The organism is Oceanibacterium hippocampi, from assembly GCF_900172325.1.
Taxonomy (GTDB): domain Bacteria; phylum Pseudomonadota; class Alphaproteobacteria; order Sneathiellales; family Sneathiellaceae; genus Oceanibacterium; species Oceanibacterium hippocampi.
This window is the reverse complement of sequence record NZ_FWFR01000001.1, coordinates 456,906-472,436: the sequence shown is the minus strand read 5'-3', so window position 1 is coordinate 472,436 and position 15,531 is coordinate 456,906. Positions and strand designations below refer to the sequence as shown.

The window sequence follows — 15,531 nt, the reverse complement described above, 5'->3', positions numbered from 1 at the left end:
GCCAGTGTTACGCGGCACGGCCAGCGCTGTCCATCATCCGGGTGCCGGCGGCGCTGTCGGAAAGCAGCGGAAAGCGCCGCGGCTCGAAGAGCTGGTAATGCCACCATTCGTTCCGGTAGTTGTCCCAGCCGGCGGCGGTCATTATCCCGAGCAGGAGGGCGCGGTTCCGCTGCGCATCGACCGGGATGTCGGTCCGGGCATGATGGGCCTGTGGCAGGAAGGCGTCGAAGTCGGTCGCCATGTCGAGGGGGCGACCATCGCCATCGACGAGGGTCAGATCGACCGCCGCGCCGCGCGAATGCGGCGACCCCCGTCGCGGGTCGGCGAGGAATTCCGGGTCCGGGGTATGGTGCCAGAGCGCCCAGGCCGCCTCGGTCGGGCGGAAGGCGTCGAAGACGCGGAACCGGAAACCGAGCGGGCGGGCCAGTGCGACAGCGCGTTCCAGCAGTCCGGCGGCTTCGGGATTGAGGTAGCAGCCCGGGCGCGTGTAAACAGGCGCACCAGTGAAGTTGTTGTCGCCGGCATAGCGGATGTCGATCTCGACATCGAACTGGCCCGCGATGTCGACCAGAAGCTCGGTCATGGCGGCTCAAACGGAGAAAAGACATGTCATGTCGCGAGTTTAATCGAACGGTCCGGACGGGCAAATGAAGATCCTGGCACTCGATACGGCGCTTGGCGCCTGTTCGGTCGCGATCGTCGAGGATGGCCGGGTGCTCGCCCATCGGACGCGGCTCGGCGCGCGCGGGCAGGCGGAGGCGCTGATGCCGATGGTCGAGGCGGTTCGCGCCGATGCCGGGCTGGCCTTCGCCGCGCTAGACCGGCTTGCCGTGACGGTCGGACCGGGCAGCTTCACCGGCCTCCGTATCGGCCTGGCGGCAGCGCGCGGCCTGGCGCTTGCCACCGGCCTGCCGCTCGTCGGCGTCACCACGCTGCGGGCTATCGAGCGGGCCGCGCGGGCCGACCGGAACGATCCGCGGCCGCTCGTCGTCGCCCTCGATGCCCGGCGGGGCGAGATCTATCTGCAGTCTTTCGATGCTAATGGCCGGCCGCTCGGCGATGCGCTGGCGATCGCGCCGCGCCGCGCCGCAGCGCTTCTGCCGGACGGGCAGGTTCTTGCCGCGGGCAGCGGCGCCGCCCTGCTTGCCGCCGCCCACGGCGCGCTCGCGATCACCTGCTTGGACGGGATCCTGGAGCCTGACGCGCGCTGGGTCGCCCGCTATGCCGCGTCCCTGCCGCCGCCAAGGACGGGCGAGGTGCCTGCCCCGCTCTATCTGCGCGCGCCCGACGCCAAGCTCCCAGCGGCGCCGGCGCCGGGAAGCCGTCGGTGAGCGTGCCGACGATCCGGCGCGCCGGCGCGGAGATGGTGCTCGTGCTGGCCGAGCTTCACGCCAGGACCTTCAGCGAGGCCTGGCCGCCGGGCGAGATTGCGCGGCTTCTGGCCACGCCCGGGGCGTTCGCCCTGCTTGCGGTCGCCGAGGACACGACGCCGCCGCTGCCGCTCGGCTTCGCGCTTCTGCGGACCGCGGCCGACGAATGCGAACTGCTCTCGCTCGCCGTGCTGCCGGACCGGCGCCGGCAGGGCGTGGCGCGGATGCTGCTCGGGCGGGGAATCGAGGACGCGCGCGCGGCCGGTGCGGTCGAGCTGTTCCTGGAAGTTGCCGAGAACAATGTGGCAGCGCGGGCGCTATATCTCGGGCTGGGGTTCCGTCACGCCGGCCGCCGTCCGGAATATTATCAGAGGTCCGATGGGAAAAGAGACGATGCCCTGGTATTGAAACGTGATATCTGAGCCCTCTTATACACTTACTATTGCCACTTATTAGGAAGAAAGAATTGTCCCCGGTAAATCATGACTGTATTTGAGTTGACCGGTTGATAATCTGTTGCTTCGATATGCCAATCGGAATATATCGGGGCGTCTGAGCCAGAAGAGGTCATGTTAAATGTCGGAACCGATGGACAAAAAAGAACTGATGGCATTGACGACGGAAATCGTCACCTCGCATCTGTCCAACAACAAAGTAGAAATGGGCGACTTGCCGAGGTTGATTCGCGATGTTTACGGCACGCTTGCCGGTGTCGGCAGTGTCGAGCAGGAAGCGCAGCGCCAGCAGCCCGCCGTCCCGGTGCGGCGCTCGGTCACGCCGGACTTCCTCATTTGCCTCGAAGACGGCAAGAAGCTGAAGATGCTGAAACGCCATCTCAAGACGGCCTACGACATGTCGCCCGAGGATTACCGTCTGAAATGGAATCTCCCCCCGGACTACCCGATGGTGGCGCCGAATTACGCCAGCCAGCGCCGGGAACTGGCCAAGAGCATCGGTCTCGGCACCAATCGCCGCCGCTCGTCCAAGCGCGCCTGAGCACGGCGCCGCGGCATCCTGCCCGCTGAGAATTACCCGACCGGACTTCTGGCCGTTGCCGTCCGGATACCCTACTATTGCGGTCGTAGCAGAGCAGGGGGAGTGAAGTGTCGATACCCACAAAGCTAGAACAGCTTTGCGTGGAAAAGGGTCTGCGCATGACGGAGCAGCGCCGCGTGATCGCGCGCGTTCTCTCCTCGGCCGAAGACCATCCGGACGTCGAGCAGGTCTATCGTCGCGCGGTCAAGATCGATCCCAATCTCAGCATCTCGACGGTCTACCGGACCATGCGGATGTTCGAGGAACACGGGATCGTCGACCGTCACGATTTTCGCGAGGGCCGGGCCCGCTACGAAGAGGTGCCCGAGACCCATCACGATCATCTGGTCAACGTCAAGACCGGCGAGATCGTCGAGTTCCGGGACGACGAGATCGAGGCGCTGCAGCGAAAGATCGCCAAGCGGCTCGGCTTCCGCCTGATCGATCACCGGCTGGAACTCTATTGCGTGCCGGACAGCGACGAGGCGGACGACTTCGGCGAGGACACGGCCGGGTGAGCGAAGCGACCGACCGCAATCCTCGCGGTGCACGAGAGACCGCGCGGTGATGGCCTCGATCCGGGCCGGCATCGTGCTGGTGCTGTTCGCCCTCTGGACTCTGCCTCTGATCCCGCTGCAGGCCCTGGCGGTGCGTTTCAACTGGCGCCTCGCGGAAAGCCTGCCGCATTTCTACCACAAGGTGGTCTGCCGGATCCTCGGCGTCCGGGTGCGCAATATCGGCACCGTGAGCCGGGTCCGCCCGACGCTGTTCGTACTCAATCACATCTCCTGGCTCGATATCCCGGTCATCTCGCAGGGCCTGCCGGGCAGTTTCGTCGCCAAGCGCGAGGTCGGCGATTTTCCCGGTTTCGGCACCTTGGCGCGGCTGCAGAGGTCGGTCTTCGTCGAGCGCAAGCGGACGGCCACGGCCGGCCATCGCGACGAGATGCAGCAGCGCCTCGATCAGGGTCACAGCCTTATCCTGTTCCCCGAAGGGACGTCGAATGACGGTGTCCGGGTGCTGCCTTTTCGCAGTGCCTTCCTGGCGGTCGCCGAAAAGCCGGTCAGCGGCGGCCCGCTCACCGTGCAGCCGGTCACGATCGCCTATACCAAGCTCGATGGCCTGCCGTTGACGCGGGGCTGGATGAACGTGGTCGCCTGGGTCGGCGACGAGGAGTTGCCGCCGCATCTCTGGCAGCTCCTGAAATCGGGACGCCTGGAAGCCGAGTTGCGCTTCCACCAGCCGGTGACGATCGAGGAATTCGGCTCGCGGAAGGCGCTCAGCAGCTATTGCCAGACGGTGATCGCCGACGGCCTGACCCGGGCGCTCACCGGGCGGCCGGAGCCGGCCCCGAGTTTCGCCGCCCCGGCACGCGGTAATGGTGAGCCGCAGCATTCTTGACTCTCGGAGGGCCGCTGCTAATGTCCCGCCGGAATTACGGCCTTCCCGAGAGGGCGTCGGCCGACTTGGCCGGCCGTTGACAGGCGCGGGCCCCATGGCCCCGGACGGGCGCGACGAGACGTGACGAAAAAACTATTCATCTCGACCCATGGCTGCCAGATGAACGTCTACGACAGCGATCGTATGGCGGAGCTTCTGCGTCCCCTGGGCTATCGTCCCGCGGCGGCGCCCGATGACGCTGACATGGTGATCCTGAACACCTGCCATATTCGCGAGAAGGCGTCGGAGAAGGTCTTCTCGGAGCTCGGACGGTTGCGCGCGACGCGACGCGAGCGGGAAGCAGCGGGGAACGGCGGGATGATCATCGCGGTTGCCGGTTGCGTCGCCCAGGCCGAGGGCGAGGAAATTCTCCGCCGGGCGCCTTATGTCGACATGGTGTTCGGGCCGCAGGCCTACCACCAGCTGCCCGAGATGGTTGCCCGCGCGAGCCGCGGCGCCGGCGCCACGCTCAACACCGACTTCCCGACCGAGCCGAAGTTCGACACCCTGCCGGCGCGCGCCGCTGACAGCGCCGTCTCGGCCTTCCTCACGGTGCAGGAAGGCTGCGACAAGTTCTGCAGCTTCTGCGTCGTGCCCTACACGCGCGGCGCGGAATATTCGCGGCCGGTTGCCGCGATCCTCGAGGAAGCGCGCCAGCTTCTCGCCGGCGGCGCCCGCGAACTCACCCTGCTCGGCCAGAACGTCAATGCCTATCACGGCGAGGGCCCCGACGGGCGCCCGGTAACGCTCGGCCGCCTGATCCGCCTGCTCGCCGAGGCGCCGGGGCTGGAGCGGCTGCGCTATACGACCTCGCACCCGCTCGAGATGACCGACGACCTGATCAGTGCCCATGGCGAGGTGCCGGCGCTCATGCCCTACCTGCATCTGCCGGTGCAGTCCGGTTCGGACCGCATCCTGGCAGCGATGAACCGGCGGCACAGTGCCGACGACTACCGGCGGATCGTCGACAAGCTGCGCGCGGCGCGTTCCGACCTCGCCCTGTCGAGCGACTTCATCGTCGGCTTCCCCGGCGAGACCGCGGCCGATTTCGAGGACACCATGACCCTGGTCGGCGAGATCGGCTACGCCCAGGCCTACAGCTTCAAGTATTCCCCTCGTCCGGGTACGCCGGCGGCCGCCGGCGAGATGATCGAGGAGCCGGTCAAGGACGAGCGGCTGCAACGGCTTCAGGTGCTCCTCAATGGCCAGCAGGCGGACTTCAACGCCGGCTTCGCGGGTCGTGTCCTGCCGGTCCTGCTCGAACGCGACGGCCGGCAGACCGGACAGCTTGTCGGCCGCAGCCCCTACATGCAGTCGGTTTTCGTCGAGGCGCCCCGGCACCGGATCGGCCGGGTCGCGGAGGTCCGTATCGAGGCCGGATTCGGCCGTTCGCTCAAGGGTGTCCTCGTGACGCCCGACGCGGCGGCCGCGTGATGGGAGAGGCCCCCCGAGCGGCCGTTGCCACGCCGCCGGCGCCAACGATCATGACGTTTGCGAACAACCAGCTACTCGCGGCCCTGGTCGGTGTGAACGACCGGCATCTGGCACGCTTCGAGCAGCGCCTCGGCATCGAGCTCTCGGCCCGGGGCAACAGTGTCGTGCTGCAGGGCGCGGAGGCCGAATGCGCCGTCGCCAAGCTGGCGCTGGACGATCTCTATGCCCGGCTCGAGAAGGGTCAGGCGGTCGGCGACGGCGATGTGGACGGCGCGATCCGGCTCGCCGAGGCAGTCGTGCATCGCAAGGAAAGCGATGCCCTCGGCGCCGCCCAGCGGCACGAGATCCGCACCAAGAAGCGCACGATCATGCCGCGGAACGCCAACCAGTCCCGCTATGTCGAGGCGCTTCGCGGCCAGACCCTGGTGTTCGGCCTGGGTCCGGCCGGCACAGGCAAGACATATCTCACCGTTGCCGTCGCGGTGCAGATGCTGATCACCGGTCAGGTCGACCGGATCGTGCTCTCGCGGCCCGCCGTCGAGGCAGGCGAACGGCTCGGATTCCTGCCCGGCGACCTGCGCGAGAAGGTCGATCCCTACCTGCGGCCGATCTACGACGCGCTGTTCGACATGCTGCCGGCCGACGAGGTGCACAAACGCCTCGAGAACGGCGAAATCGAGGTCGCCCCGCTCGCCTTCATGCGCGGGCGGACGCTGGCCAATTCGTTCGTGCTGCTCGACGAGGCGCAGAACACAACGCCGATGCAGATGAAGATGTTGTTAACCAGAATCGGCGAGAATTCCCGCATGGCGGTGACCGGCGATCCGAGCCAGGTCGACCTGCCGCCGGGAACCCGGTCGGGACTTGTCGATGCGCTTGAGGTCCTGGCCGGCGTCGAAGGGATTGTGACAATCCGATTCTCCCACGATGATGTCGTCCGACATGCCATGGTGACCCGCATCGTGCGCGCCTATGATGCGCGCGATGACCGCAAGGCCGCCGGCAAGACAGGGGATGCTTCTTGAGCGAGGACATGACGGGTAACCGTTCATCGCCGCTCGCGGCCGCCCGGGCACTGCTGTCCGCGACCGCCATCAAGGCACTCGCCGACGATCGCTGGGAAACCGTGCGGCCGTGGATCGACTATCCGCTGCTGGTCGCCTTCGTCGTCTTCCTGACCCTGCTGTTCACGCCGCCGAACTGGCGCGACGCCGGGCCGCTGCCGGTCGTCGGCGCGATCGCCGAATCGACGATCCGGGCGGACCGCGACCTGCTGATCGAGGACGACGCCGCGACCGAGCTTCGGCGCAAGGCGGCCGAAGCGTCCGTGAAGCCGATCTTCAATTACGATCCGGAGCTCTATTTCAACATCGTCGAACGGGTCAACAAGGCCGCGGCGGCGATGGCCGCGCGCGCGGCATCGAAGGAACTGGAGGAAGCCGAGCGCCGCCTCGCCTTCCAGAAGGATCTCGGCCAGCCGGTCAACGCGACGGTCTTCGCGCTTCTCGAGGCGTTCGAGGATCCGGCCGACGTCGCCCGCGCGATCAACACCTTCGTCGGCATCGGTCTCGATCACATGGTGGTCGCCGCGCGGGACGAACTGCCGCGCCGTGGCGGTATCCAGATCCGCGACACGGTTACCCAGAACGAGTGGCAGCTTACCGATCCGAGCCGGGTGATCGATCTCGGCAAGCTGCGCCGGCTGGTCCAGGCGCGCGCCGCGACGGCGACCTACGGCGAGGCGCGGATCGTCCGCAGCTGGGTGCTGGAGACCGCCCTGGCGCTGGTCCGCCCCAACCTGATTGCCGATCTTGCTGCGACCGGCGCGGCCCGCGAACAGAAGCGGGCGGCAGTCGAGGCGACCTATGTCAAGATCGCCGCCGACGAGGTGATCGTCCGCGAGGGCGACCGCGTGACACAGGCGGCCCTCGACCGGCTGCACGCCCTGCAGGAAAAGGCGGCAAACCGTCCCTATCTCGGTGAGACCGGGGCCTTCGGCGCCCTTGTCACCCTGATGCTGCTGCTCGGCGCGCTGTTCTTCCAGCGCAGCGGACACCGCTTCCGTCTGACCCGGAAGCAGGTCTACATCACGCTCGCCGTTTCGGCCGGCGCTGCGCTGCTGGGCTTCGGATTCCATTTCGCAGGCCGCGGCATCGCGGTCGGCCTCGACATCGATCCGCGGTCGGGGACATTCCTGATCCCGGTCGCGACCGCGACGATCCTGATCGCCCTCCTTGTCGACGCACGGACCAGCCTGCTGGCCGGGATCGGACTCTCGCTCATGCTGACCCACCGGGTCGGCGGCGATATCTGGTTGCTGGCCTATTACCTGCTCGGCGTGCTGGTCGCCGGCGTCACCGCGCGACGGGTCCGGCGCCGCAGCGAACTGCTGCGTTCCGGCCTCGCGATCGGCCTCGTGCAGGCGATCAGCGTGCCGATGGTGCTCGTGCTCGGCGCCGGCGGCGGGGCGGGCGGCACCGAGATGATCGTCGTCTCGTGTTTCTTCGCGCTCTTTTCCGGAGCCATCTCGGCGATGGTCGCGACCGGCGCCCTGCCGGTGATCGAGCATATTTTCGACGAAGCAACCGACATGCGGCTGCTCGAGCTCGCCTCGGCCGACAATCCGCTGCTCAAGCAGATCGCGCTGCTCAGTCCCGGCACCTACTATCATTCGGTCATGATCGCCAATCTGGCCGAGGCGGCCGGCGAGGCGATCGGCGCCAATCCGATCAAGTGCCGCGTGATGGCGCTCTACCACGATCTCGGCAAGTCGGTCCGGCCGGCCTACTTCGCCGAGAACCAGCATGACGGCAACATTCACGACCGGCTGCCGCCGGAACTCTCGGCACGGATCATCTTCGCCCATATCAAGGACGGCATCGATATCGCCCGCAAGCACCGGCTCGGCCGGGCGGTACTCGACGCCATCACCCAGCATCAGGGAACGACCCTGCTCCAGGTCTTCTACGACCGCGCCGTCGAACAGGCGAAAACGACCGGCCAGCCGGTGCGGGAAGAGGATTTCCGTTATCCGGGGCCGAAGCCCAGGAGCCGGGAAGCGGCGATCCTGCTGTTCGCGGATTCCGTCGAGGCGGCGACGCGGGCACTGAAGAGCCCGGGCCCGGCCGAGCTGGAGGCGCGGATCGCCTCGGTCATGGATCACAAGATCGCCGACGGCCAGCTCGAGGAAAGCGACCTCACGATCCGCGATCTGGCGGCGATCCGGGACGCATTCCGCCGGACCCTGACACTCGGTGTCTATCACAGCCGTATCGAGTATCCGCAACCGCTGAAGCCCGTCGAAACCGGTGGCAGGCGTGGAGATGACAACGATGAACGCCCCCGAGATCGCCGTCTCGGTTTCCTGCGAGACGTGGCGCGACGTTCTTCCTGACGGCGAGGCGATCGTGATCCGCGCCTCATCGGCGGCCCTGGCGGAGGAAGGCCTGGCGGAACGCCGGCTGGAACTCAGCGTCGTACTGGCCGACGACGAGTCGGTGCGGACCCTGAACCGCCATTACCGCGGCAAGGACAAGCCGACCAACGTGCTCTCCTTCGAGGGCGACATGCGGGACGACGGGGCCGACGGGACCGATATCGGCGATGGCGATCGGCCGCCGTTGCTTCTCGGCGACATCATCGTCGCCCTTGAAACGATTTTGCAGGAAGCCCAGTTGCAGAATAAGTCGCCGGGCGATCATCTTTCCCATCTCGTGGTGCATGGCGTTCTGCATCTGCTCGGGTACGATCACGAGAACGATGACGATGCGGAACTGATGGAGACGAGGGAGCGCGCTATTCTCGCCGGTCTGGGTATTGCCGATCCGTACGGGTCGGGACCGCGGGACGCCGACCTCGAAGGCTGATGGGTCAAGTGAAGAGCACAGGAGTTATGAGCGCAACCAAGATCGCCGGGGACGAGGAACCCCAGTCTATCGAGCCCCGGCTTGACGGGGCGACCAGCGAAGCGACCCCCTCCAGGCCCGTCAGGGAAGGAGAGGGCCGGAGCGGCGGATCGAGCGGCCTGTTCAGTCTGGTGTCGCGCCTGTTCGGCGGCGGGCGCGGCGAGGGCAGCCTCCGCGAGACGCTCGAGGAACTGATCGAGGAGCATGTGGAAAGCGACGAGCCGCTCAGTGCGGACGAACGCGCCATGCTCCACAATATCCTCAATTTCGGCGAATTGCGGACCGACGACGTGATGGTGCCGCGCGCCGACATCGATGCCGTCGAGGCGTCGGCCAAGCTTGACGATCTGATCGCGCTGTTCCGCGAGGCGGGCCATACCCGGGTTCCGGTCTATCGCGACGCGCTCGACAACGTCATCGGCATGGTGCACCTGAAGGACCTCCTGCCCTACTGGTCCGACGGTGACGGGTTCCAGCTTCGCGACATCATGCGTGACGTGCTCTTCGTGCCGCCGTCGATGTCGGTCCGCGACCTGCTGGTGCGGATGCGCGTGACACGCATCCATATGGCTGTCGTGGTCGACGAGTTCGGCGGGACAGACGGCCTGGTCACGATCGAGGACCTGGTCGAGGAAATCGTCGGCGAGATCCAGGACGAGCACGACGAGGACGAGGAAGAACTGCTGATCGATCGCGGCGACGGACTGATCGAGGCCGACGCCCGGGCCGAGATCGAGGATTTCGAGGCGATGGTCGATATCGACCTGTTGCCCGAGGAAGAGGACGAGGAAGTCGACACGCTCGGCGGCCTGGTCATGCATCTGCTCGGCCGCATGCCGCAGCGCGGCGAGGTCGTCCGCCATCCGTCCGGTATCGAGTTCGAGGTCGTCGATGCCGACCCGCGCCGGGTCAAACGCCTCCGCGTCCGGCTGAAAGGCATGGAAGAGAGAACGGAGTCTTGATGACCGCTCTCGCCGAACGCCTGGGCCGCCTCGGCGGCTGGCGGCGCTACGGCCTCGCCTACCTGCTCGGCGCCCTCGCGGCACTCGGATTCGCCCCGCTCTACCTGGTTCCGGTCCTGCCGGTCGCCTTCACCGGGCTCTGCTGGCTGCTGGCCGGCAGCCGCGGTCGGCGCGCGGCCTTCCTTGTCGGCTGGTGGTTCGGCCTCGGCCATTTCATGCTGTCGCTCTACTGGATCGGTTTCGCCTTCGTCGTCGATATCGCCCGCCACGGCTTCCTGCTGCCGCTCCCGCTCATCGGCTTTCCCGCCATACTCGCGATCTTTCCGGGTCTGGCCCTGCTCGGCGCCCGGATGATCGCGCCGGATCGCCGCTGGCAACCGTTCGCGCTGGCCGCGACGTGGACCCTGGCCGAACTCGTCCGCGCCCATATCTTCACCGGCTTTCCGTGGAACCAGATCGGCCAGGTGTGGGCCTTCAGCCCGGTCATGATGCAGGTGGCCGCGCTCTCCGGCGTTTATGCCCTGGGCTTCGCGACGGTCTGGGCCGCGGCCGCGCCGGCGGCACTGGCAGGCACATCCGATTCCGGCAGTTCCGGTCGCGCGCTACCGGTCGCAGCCTTGCTGCCGCCGGTGCTGCTCGGCATCGGGATCGCCGTCTTCGGGCTCGTCCGGCTCGACGGCGCGGAGATTGCGGCCGAGGCCGAGGCGCCCCGGCTTCGCATCGTGCAGGCCAATATCGATCAGAAGCTCAAATGGCAGGCGGACCTGCGCGCCCGCCACGTGGAACGGCTGATCGAACTGTCCGGGCGCCCGTCCGAGCGCCCGATCGACTACCTGGTCTGGCCGGAGACGGCGTTGCCCTATTTCCTCGACCGGGAACCGGCGCTTCGCCAACTTCTCGGGCGAATGGTCGGTCCCGACCGCTACCTGCTTACCGGAACGCCCCGGTTCTTCCGCGATGCCGAGGGCGATCACTATCGCAACAGCGTCGAGGTCCTCACCGGCGACGGCGAGATCGGCGCCACGTACGACAAGCAGCATCTGGTGCCGTTCGGCGAGTATCTGCCGTTCCGCAGCCTGCTGACGACCCTCGGCCTCGGCAAGATCGTGCAGGGAGTTTCGGGCAATGCGGATTTCGGACCTGGCGGGGGCGACGGGATTCTCCGGGTTGCCGGGCTTCCGCCGGTTCGCGCGCTGATCTGCTACGAGGCCATCTTTCCGGAGATGCTTGCTGGCGATCACGACGCGGCATGGCTGCTGAACGTGACCAACGACGCCTGGTTCGGTCACACCGCCGGGCCCTACCAGCATCTTGCCCAGGCACGCTTCCGCGCGGTCGAGCAGGGATTGCCGATGGTTCGTGCCGCCAACACCGGCATATCGGCCTTCATCGACAGCCATGGCCGTGTGCTGTCCAGCCTCGGCCTCGGCGAGGGAGGGGTCCTGGACGGCGCGCTCCCGCCACCGCTGGCAGGCGTGACGCCCTATCGCCGCTTCGGCGATGTCATCCCCCTGGTGCTGCTGCTCGCCGCCGCCGCGGTGGCCGCGCTCGGCGCCCGGCTTGGCCGTCATGCCCGTCCGGCCGACAGGCGCGCATAAACCTTCCCGCAAGTTGCATACCTTCGTATGATCGCCCGGAAACAGGGGGCAAGACTGCGGTGGCACGGGACAGCCTGGACGAAACGATCGGAAAGAACATCCGGCAGATTCGCCGGGATCAGAGACTGTCGCAGCGCGAACTGGCTGAACGGCTGTCGATCAGCGCGCAGATGGTCCAGAAATACGAGGCCGGTTCGAGCCATATTTCGGTCGACCGCCTGAGACAGGTTGCCGATGCCCTGAAAGTAACATTGCCCCAACTTCTGTATCCCGTCGGTAGCAGTGACCCGATAGAACAGTATCTCGCCCCGCCCATGGCCGCCGAGTCGCGCGATTTAATATTGCATTATTATCAACTTACTCCCGAAATGCGAGAGACGGTCCTCCGCCACGTCAAGGCGCTTGCCGCGCTCCGATAACAGAACGCTTGCGATATCAACAAGTTGTATGGATCGGCCATGAACCGGAAGCGTCAATTTTGAAAATGTTTTGCACTTGACGGTTACTTCCCGTCACCATACACCCGTAGGCGTTGGGGGCGTTTCCACCCCTCCCCGGGCGCGGCAGTCCTGTCGCGGGAACCACTGAGTATTCGAGTCTGGAGGCTTAGCGCGTGGCGCATCATCCGATCGACGTTCACGTAGGCAAGCGCGTGAGATTGCGTCGGACCCTGCTTGGCCTGAGTCAGGAGAAGCTTGGCGAAGCCGTCGGCTTGACCTTTCAGCAGATCCAGAAATACGAGCGTGGTGCCAACCGAATCGGCGCGAGCCGGTTGTTCCAGTTCTGTCAGGTTCTCGATGTGCCGCCGTCCTTCTTCTTCGACGACATGTCGGATGAAGTCGAGGAGACGACGGGATTCTCGGCCGGCAGCCAGGAAGAATACCAGCAGGACGACCTGACCCGCCGCGAGACCCTCGAGTTGGTTCGCGCCTACTACCGGATCGCCGAGCCCAACGTCCGCAAGCGGGTCTTCGAACTGGTCAAGGCCGTCGCCAATCATGTCGCGGACGGCGAGGACGAGGCGCGTACGCCCAGGGTCTGACCGCCCTCGGTTCCGCTTCGCGGGACGGAACGGCAATTGCCGCTTGACCGTCCACCCGGCGCATCGCCATATTCCCCGGATTCGCGCAAGCCCGTCGAATACCGTCGACAGGGTCCACGCCTCTGTGGGCCCGACTCGGCCCCGGCGCGGCACATTACCGGCCGGTCCGGTGCTACATTTGACGGAGGCATATCCCGTGCGGCGATCGAGCTATCTTTTCACGAGCGAGTCCGTGTCCGAGGGTCATCCGGACAAGGTCTGCGACCGGATCTCCGACGAGGTCGTGGACGCCTTTCTCGCTGCCGATCCGCAATCGCGCGTGGCCTGTGAAACGCTGACGACGACCAACCGGATCGTCATTGCCGGCGAAACCCGCGGTCCGGCTTCGGTGTCGCACGAGGTGATCACCGAACTCGCCCGCAATGCGGTTCGCGAGATCGGCTACGAGCAGGAAGGCTTCCACTGGAAGAACGCCGCCGTCGAGATCTACCTGCATGGCCAGTCAGCCGACATCGCCCAGGGCGTCGACGCGGCGGGCAACAAGGACGAGGGTGCCGGCGACCAGGGCATCATGTTCGGTTTCGCCGTGCAAGAGACCGAAGAATACATGCCGGCGCCGATCTTCTACGCCCACCGTATCCTGAAGCGTCTGGCCGAGGTTCGTCATTCCGGCGAGCAGCCGCACCTCGCCCCGGATTCGAAAAGCCAGGTGACGCTCGCCTACGAGAACGGCAAGCCGGTGCGCGCGACCTCCGTCGTGGTCTCGACCCAGCACGACAAGGCGGTCAGCCAGGACGAGATCCGCGAGATCGTGCGGAAGTATGTTCTCGAGGTCCTGCCGGACGGCTGGATGTGCGACGAAGAGAATTTTTACGTCAACCCGACCGGGAAGTTCATCATCGGCGGCCCGGACGGCGATGCCGGCCTGACCGGGCGGAAGATCATCGTCGACACCTACGGCGGTGCCGCGCCCCATGGCGGCGGCGCCTTCTCGGGCAAGGACCCGACCAAGGTCGATCGCTCGGCAGCCTATGCGACGCGTTATCTGGCCAAGAATATCGTCGCCGCGGGCATGGCCGAGAAATGCACGATCCAGCTCGCCTACGCGATCGGGGTCGCCAAGCCGCTCGCGCTCTATGTCGACCTGAACGGCGCCGATACGGTCGATCCGGCCCGTCTCGAGACGGTGCTGCAGGACATGGTCGATCTCAGCCCCCGCGGCATTCGTGAGCATCTCTCGCTCAATCGGCCGATCTACGCCCGCACCTCGGCCTACGGGCATTTCGGTCGCGCGCCCGAGGACGACGGGGGCTTCTCCTGGGAGCGTCTCGACCTCGTCGATGCGCTGAAACGCCACTTCGCCTGAACGGGTTCCGGCCATGGCCGACGAGGGGCGGCCCGACGTGGCTCCGGCGCGCAGCTTCGGCCGACGCCGGGGAAAGCCGCTTCGGCCCCGGCCGCAGCGGCTGGTCGACGCCCTTCTTCCCGACCTGCGGATCGCGCTCGGCGACGCGGCGCCGGGCAGTCTCGATCCGATGTCGCTGTTCCCGGCCCGCAAGCGGGCGATCTGGCTGGAGATCGGCTTCGGCGGCGGCGAGCATCTCGCCGGACAGGCCGGCCGCCATCCGGACTGCGGATTGCTCGGCGCCGAGCCGTTCCTGAACGGCGTCGCCAAGCTGCTCGGGGCGATCGACGAGGCGGGGCTCGACAATATCCGCATCCTCGACGACGACGCCCGCATGCTGCTCGCCGCGCTCCGGCCGGGATCGATCGAGCGCGCCTTCGTGCTGTTTCCCGATCCGTGGCCGAAAAGCCGCCATCACCGGCGGCGCCTGGTCAACCGCGATACGCTGGACGGACTGGCAAGCGCGCTGGCTCCGGGCGCCGAATTGCGCCTTGCGACCGATCACGCCGAATACGGTCGCTGGATCCTCTGGCATCTGCTCGACCACCCCGCGTTCGAGTGGCTGCCGGAAGGCCCCGGGGAATGGCGTCGGAGGCCACACGACTGGTACCCGACCCGCTACGAGGAAAAGGCGCTGGCCGGGGGGGCTTCATGCCTTTACTTGCGGGCGATCCGGCGCCCGGAATCGGGTCCGCGCGCGCCAGAAAAGGCTTGATAGATCCGACTTTGTCTCTATCATTGGAGTCACAGATAAAACTGTTCATGCCGCGTTCGGCGGCCTCAAGGGCAGTGGGCCATTGGCCCACTTTTTTTATTTTGGCGCAAGGCTTGGGAACAAGACAGAGACCAGGGCCGGCGGCTCGGGTAGCGGAAATCATCGGCCCGGCGCTGCAGGATATGGGGTTTGAACTGGTGCGGGTGCGGCTTGCCGAGGGCAAGCGCGCGACGCTCCAGATCATGGCCGAGCGGCCCGACGGAACGATGGGTATCGATGACTGCGCGGAGGTAAGCCGGGTGGTCTCGGCGCTGCTTGATGTCGAGGACCCGATCGAGAGTGCGTATCATCTCGAGGTCTCGTCGCCGGGTATCGATCGGCCGCTGACCCGGCGCAAGGATTTCGAGCGATGGGCGGGCTTCGAGGCGAAACTCGAGACGGTCGAGCTGATCGACGGCCGCAAGCGTTTTCGTGGCGAGCTGCTGGGCGTTGAAGGCGACGAGGTCATGATCCGCGCCGACGATGCCGGAGAGACCGCTGTTCGCCGGGTGCCGCTTGAGGCAATCGACAAGGCCAGTCTCGTATTGACGGACGCGCTCATTGCGGCGTCGTTGAACGATCGTGA

At 66.5% G+C, this 15,531-nt stretch carries 16 protein-coding genes and 1 pseudogene; 16 read left to right on the top strand and 1 reads right to left on the bottom strand.

The genetic code is table 11. The features are described 5' to 3' along the window. Positions 1–7: 7 nt before the first annotated feature. On the bottom strand, positions 8–583 hold the full coding sequence (gene ddpX, locus OCH7691_RS02210; protein WP_085881782.1) for a D-alanyl-D-alanine dipeptidase: 576 nt from the start codon (positions 581–583) through the stop codon (positions 8–10). A 64-nt stretch (positions 584–647) separates the two neighbouring features. Here ddpX and tsaB point away from each other — a divergent pair, with 64 nt between their 5' ends. The 16 genes and pseudogenes from tsaB to rimP all read left to right on the top strand — a co-directional run. Next, positions 648–1,331, top strand: coding sequence for a tRNA (adenosine(37)-N6)-threonylcarbamoyltransferase complex dimerization subunit type 1 TsaB (gene tsaB, locus OCH7691_RS02205; RefSeq protein ID WP_085881780.1), 684 nt, complete (start codon positions 648–650; stop codon positions 1,329–1,331). Then, the gene (locus OCH7691_RS02200; RefSeq protein ID WP_217807750.1) at positions 1,328–1,792 is read left to right on the top strand and encodes a GNAT family N-acetyltransferase; all 465 of its coding nucleotides are present in this window, start codon (positions 1,328–1,330) and stop codon (positions 1,790–1,792) included. Before tsaB ends, OCH7691_RS02200 begins: the two co-directional genes overlap by 4 nt. A gap of 154 nt (positions 1,793–1,946) precedes the next feature. Further along, the gene (locus OCH7691_RS02195; RefSeq protein ID WP_085881779.1) at positions 1,947–2,366 is read left to right on the top strand and encodes a Ros/MucR family transcriptional regulator; all 420 of its coding nucleotides are present in this window, start codon (positions 1,947–1,949) and stop codon (positions 2,364–2,366) included. Positions 2,367–2,479: 113 nt separating this feature from the next. Next, entirely contained in the window at positions 2,480–2,923 is a 444-nt protein-coding gene (locus OCH7691_RS02190) for a Fur family transcriptional regulator (protein ID WP_370853099.1), read from the top strand. A gap of 49 nt (positions 2,924–2,972) precedes the next feature. Beyond that, entirely contained in the window at positions 2,973–3,806 is an 834-nt protein-coding gene (locus OCH7691_RS02185) for a lysophospholipid acyltransferase family protein (RefSeq protein ID WP_085881778.1), read from the top strand. Between the two features lie 120 nt (positions 3,807–3,926). Then, on the top strand, positions 3,927–5,279 hold the full coding sequence (miaB, locus tag OCH7691_RS02180) for a tRNA (N6-isopentenyl adenosine(37)-C2)-methylthiotransferase MiaB (protein ID WP_085881776.1): 1,353 nt from the start codon (positions 3,927–3,929) through the stop codon (positions 5,277–5,279). Between the two features lie 50 nt (positions 5,280–5,329). Next, positions 5,330–6,304, top strand: a complete 975-nt coding sequence (locus tag OCH7691_RS02175) for a PhoH family protein (RefSeq protein ID WP_217807749.1) — start codon at positions 5,330–5,332, stop codon at positions 6,302–6,304. Then, the gene (locus OCH7691_RS02170) at positions 6,301–8,673 is read left to right on the top strand and encodes an HD family phosphohydrolase (protein ID WP_085881775.1); all 2,373 of its coding nucleotides are present in this window, start codon (positions 6,301–6,303) and stop codon (positions 8,671–8,673) included. Before OCH7691_RS02175 ends, OCH7691_RS02170 begins: the two co-directional genes overlap by 4 nt. Then, on the top strand, positions 8,612–9,145 hold the full coding sequence (ybeY, locus tag OCH7691_RS02165; RefSeq protein WP_217807748.1) for an rRNA maturation RNase YbeY: 534 nt from the start codon (positions 8,612–8,614) through the stop codon (positions 9,143–9,145). Before OCH7691_RS02170 ends, ybeY begins: the two co-directional genes overlap by 62 nt. Before the next feature lie 26 nt (positions 9,146–9,171). After that, positions 9,172–10,146 (top strand): hemolysin family protein, encoded by a 975-nt coding sequence (locus tag OCH7691_RS02160; protein WP_085881773.1) that lies wholly within the window; start codon positions 9,172–9,174, stop codon positions 10,144–10,146. Next, positions 10,146–11,744: an apolipoprotein N-acyltransferase gene (gene lnt, locus OCH7691_RS02155; protein WP_085881772.1), complete on the top strand. Its 1,599-nt coding sequence runs from the start codon at positions 10,146–10,148 to the stop codon at positions 11,742–11,744. Before OCH7691_RS02160 ends, lnt begins: the two co-directional genes overlap by 1 nt. Before the next feature lie 59 nt (positions 11,745–11,803). Next, entirely contained in the window at positions 11,804–12,163 is a 360-nt protein-coding gene (locus OCH7691_RS23155) for a helix-turn-helix domain-containing protein (RefSeq protein ID WP_176244893.1), read from the top strand. Positions 12,164–12,357: 194 nt separating this feature from the next. Next, positions 12,358–12,786, top strand: a complete 429-nt coding sequence (locus OCH7691_RS02145; RefSeq protein WP_085881771.1) for a helix-turn-helix domain-containing protein — start codon at positions 12,358–12,360, stop codon at positions 12,784–12,786. A gap of 196 nt (positions 12,787–12,982) precedes the next feature. Then, positions 12,983–14,152 (top strand): methionine adenosyltransferase, encoded by a 1,170-nt coding sequence (gene metK, locus OCH7691_RS02140; protein ID WP_085883446.1) that lies wholly within the window; start codon positions 12,983–12,985, stop codon positions 14,150–14,152. A gap of 13 nt (positions 14,153–14,165) precedes the next feature. Beyond that, a complete protein-coding gene (gene trmB / locus OCH7691_RS02135; protein ID WP_085881770.1) occupies positions 14,166–14,906 on the top strand; it encodes a tRNA (guanine(46)-N(7))-methyltransferase TrmB in 741 nt (246 codons plus the stop codon). 113 nt (positions 14,907–15,019) lie between these two features. Then, positions 15,020–15,529: pseudogene (gene rimP / locus OCH7691_RS02130) on the top strand (ribosome maturation factor RimP); the annotation flags it as partial. Positions 15,530–15,531: the final 2 nt, after the last annotated feature.

What these genes read in the sequence shown, in the direction of transcription:
- ddpX (WP_085881782.1), bottom strand. Translation starts at nt 583, where the DNA reads ATGACCGAGCTTCTGGTCGACATCGCGGGCCAGTTCGATGTCGAGATC.
- OCH7691_RS02160 (WP_085881773.1), top strand. Translation starts at nt 9,172, where the DNA reads ATGAGCGCAACCAAGATCGCCGGGGACGAGGAACCCCAGTCTATCGAG.
- lnt (WP_085881772.1), top strand. Translation starts at nt 10,146, where the DNA reads ATGACCGCTCTCGCCGAACGCCTGGGCCGCCTCGGCGGCTGGCGGCGC.
- OCH7691_RS02185 (WP_085881778.1), top strand. Translation starts at nt 2,973, where the DNA reads ATGGCCTCGATCCGGGCCGGCATCGTGCTGGTGCTGTTCGCCCTCTGG.
- OCH7691_RS02175 (WP_217807749.1), top strand. Translation starts at nt 5,330, where the DNA reads ATGACGTTTGCGAACAACCAGCTACTCGCGGCCCTGGTCGGTGTGAAC.
- trmB (WP_085881770.1), top strand. Translation starts at nt 14,166, where the DNA reads ATGGCCGACGAGGGGCGGCCCGACGTGGCTCCGGCGCGCAGCTTCGGC.
- tsaB (WP_085881780.1), top strand. Translation starts at nt 648, where the DNA reads ATGAAGATCCTGGCACTCGATACGGCGCTTGGCGCCTGTTCGGTCGCG.
- OCH7691_RS02195 (WP_085881779.1), top strand. Translation starts at nt 1,947, where the DNA reads ATGTCGGAACCGATGGACAAAAAAGAACTGATGGCATTGACGACGGAA.
- ybeY (WP_217807748.1), top strand. Translation starts at nt 8,612, where the DNA reads ATGAACGCCCCCGAGATCGCCGTCTCGGTTTCCTGCGAGACGTGGCGC.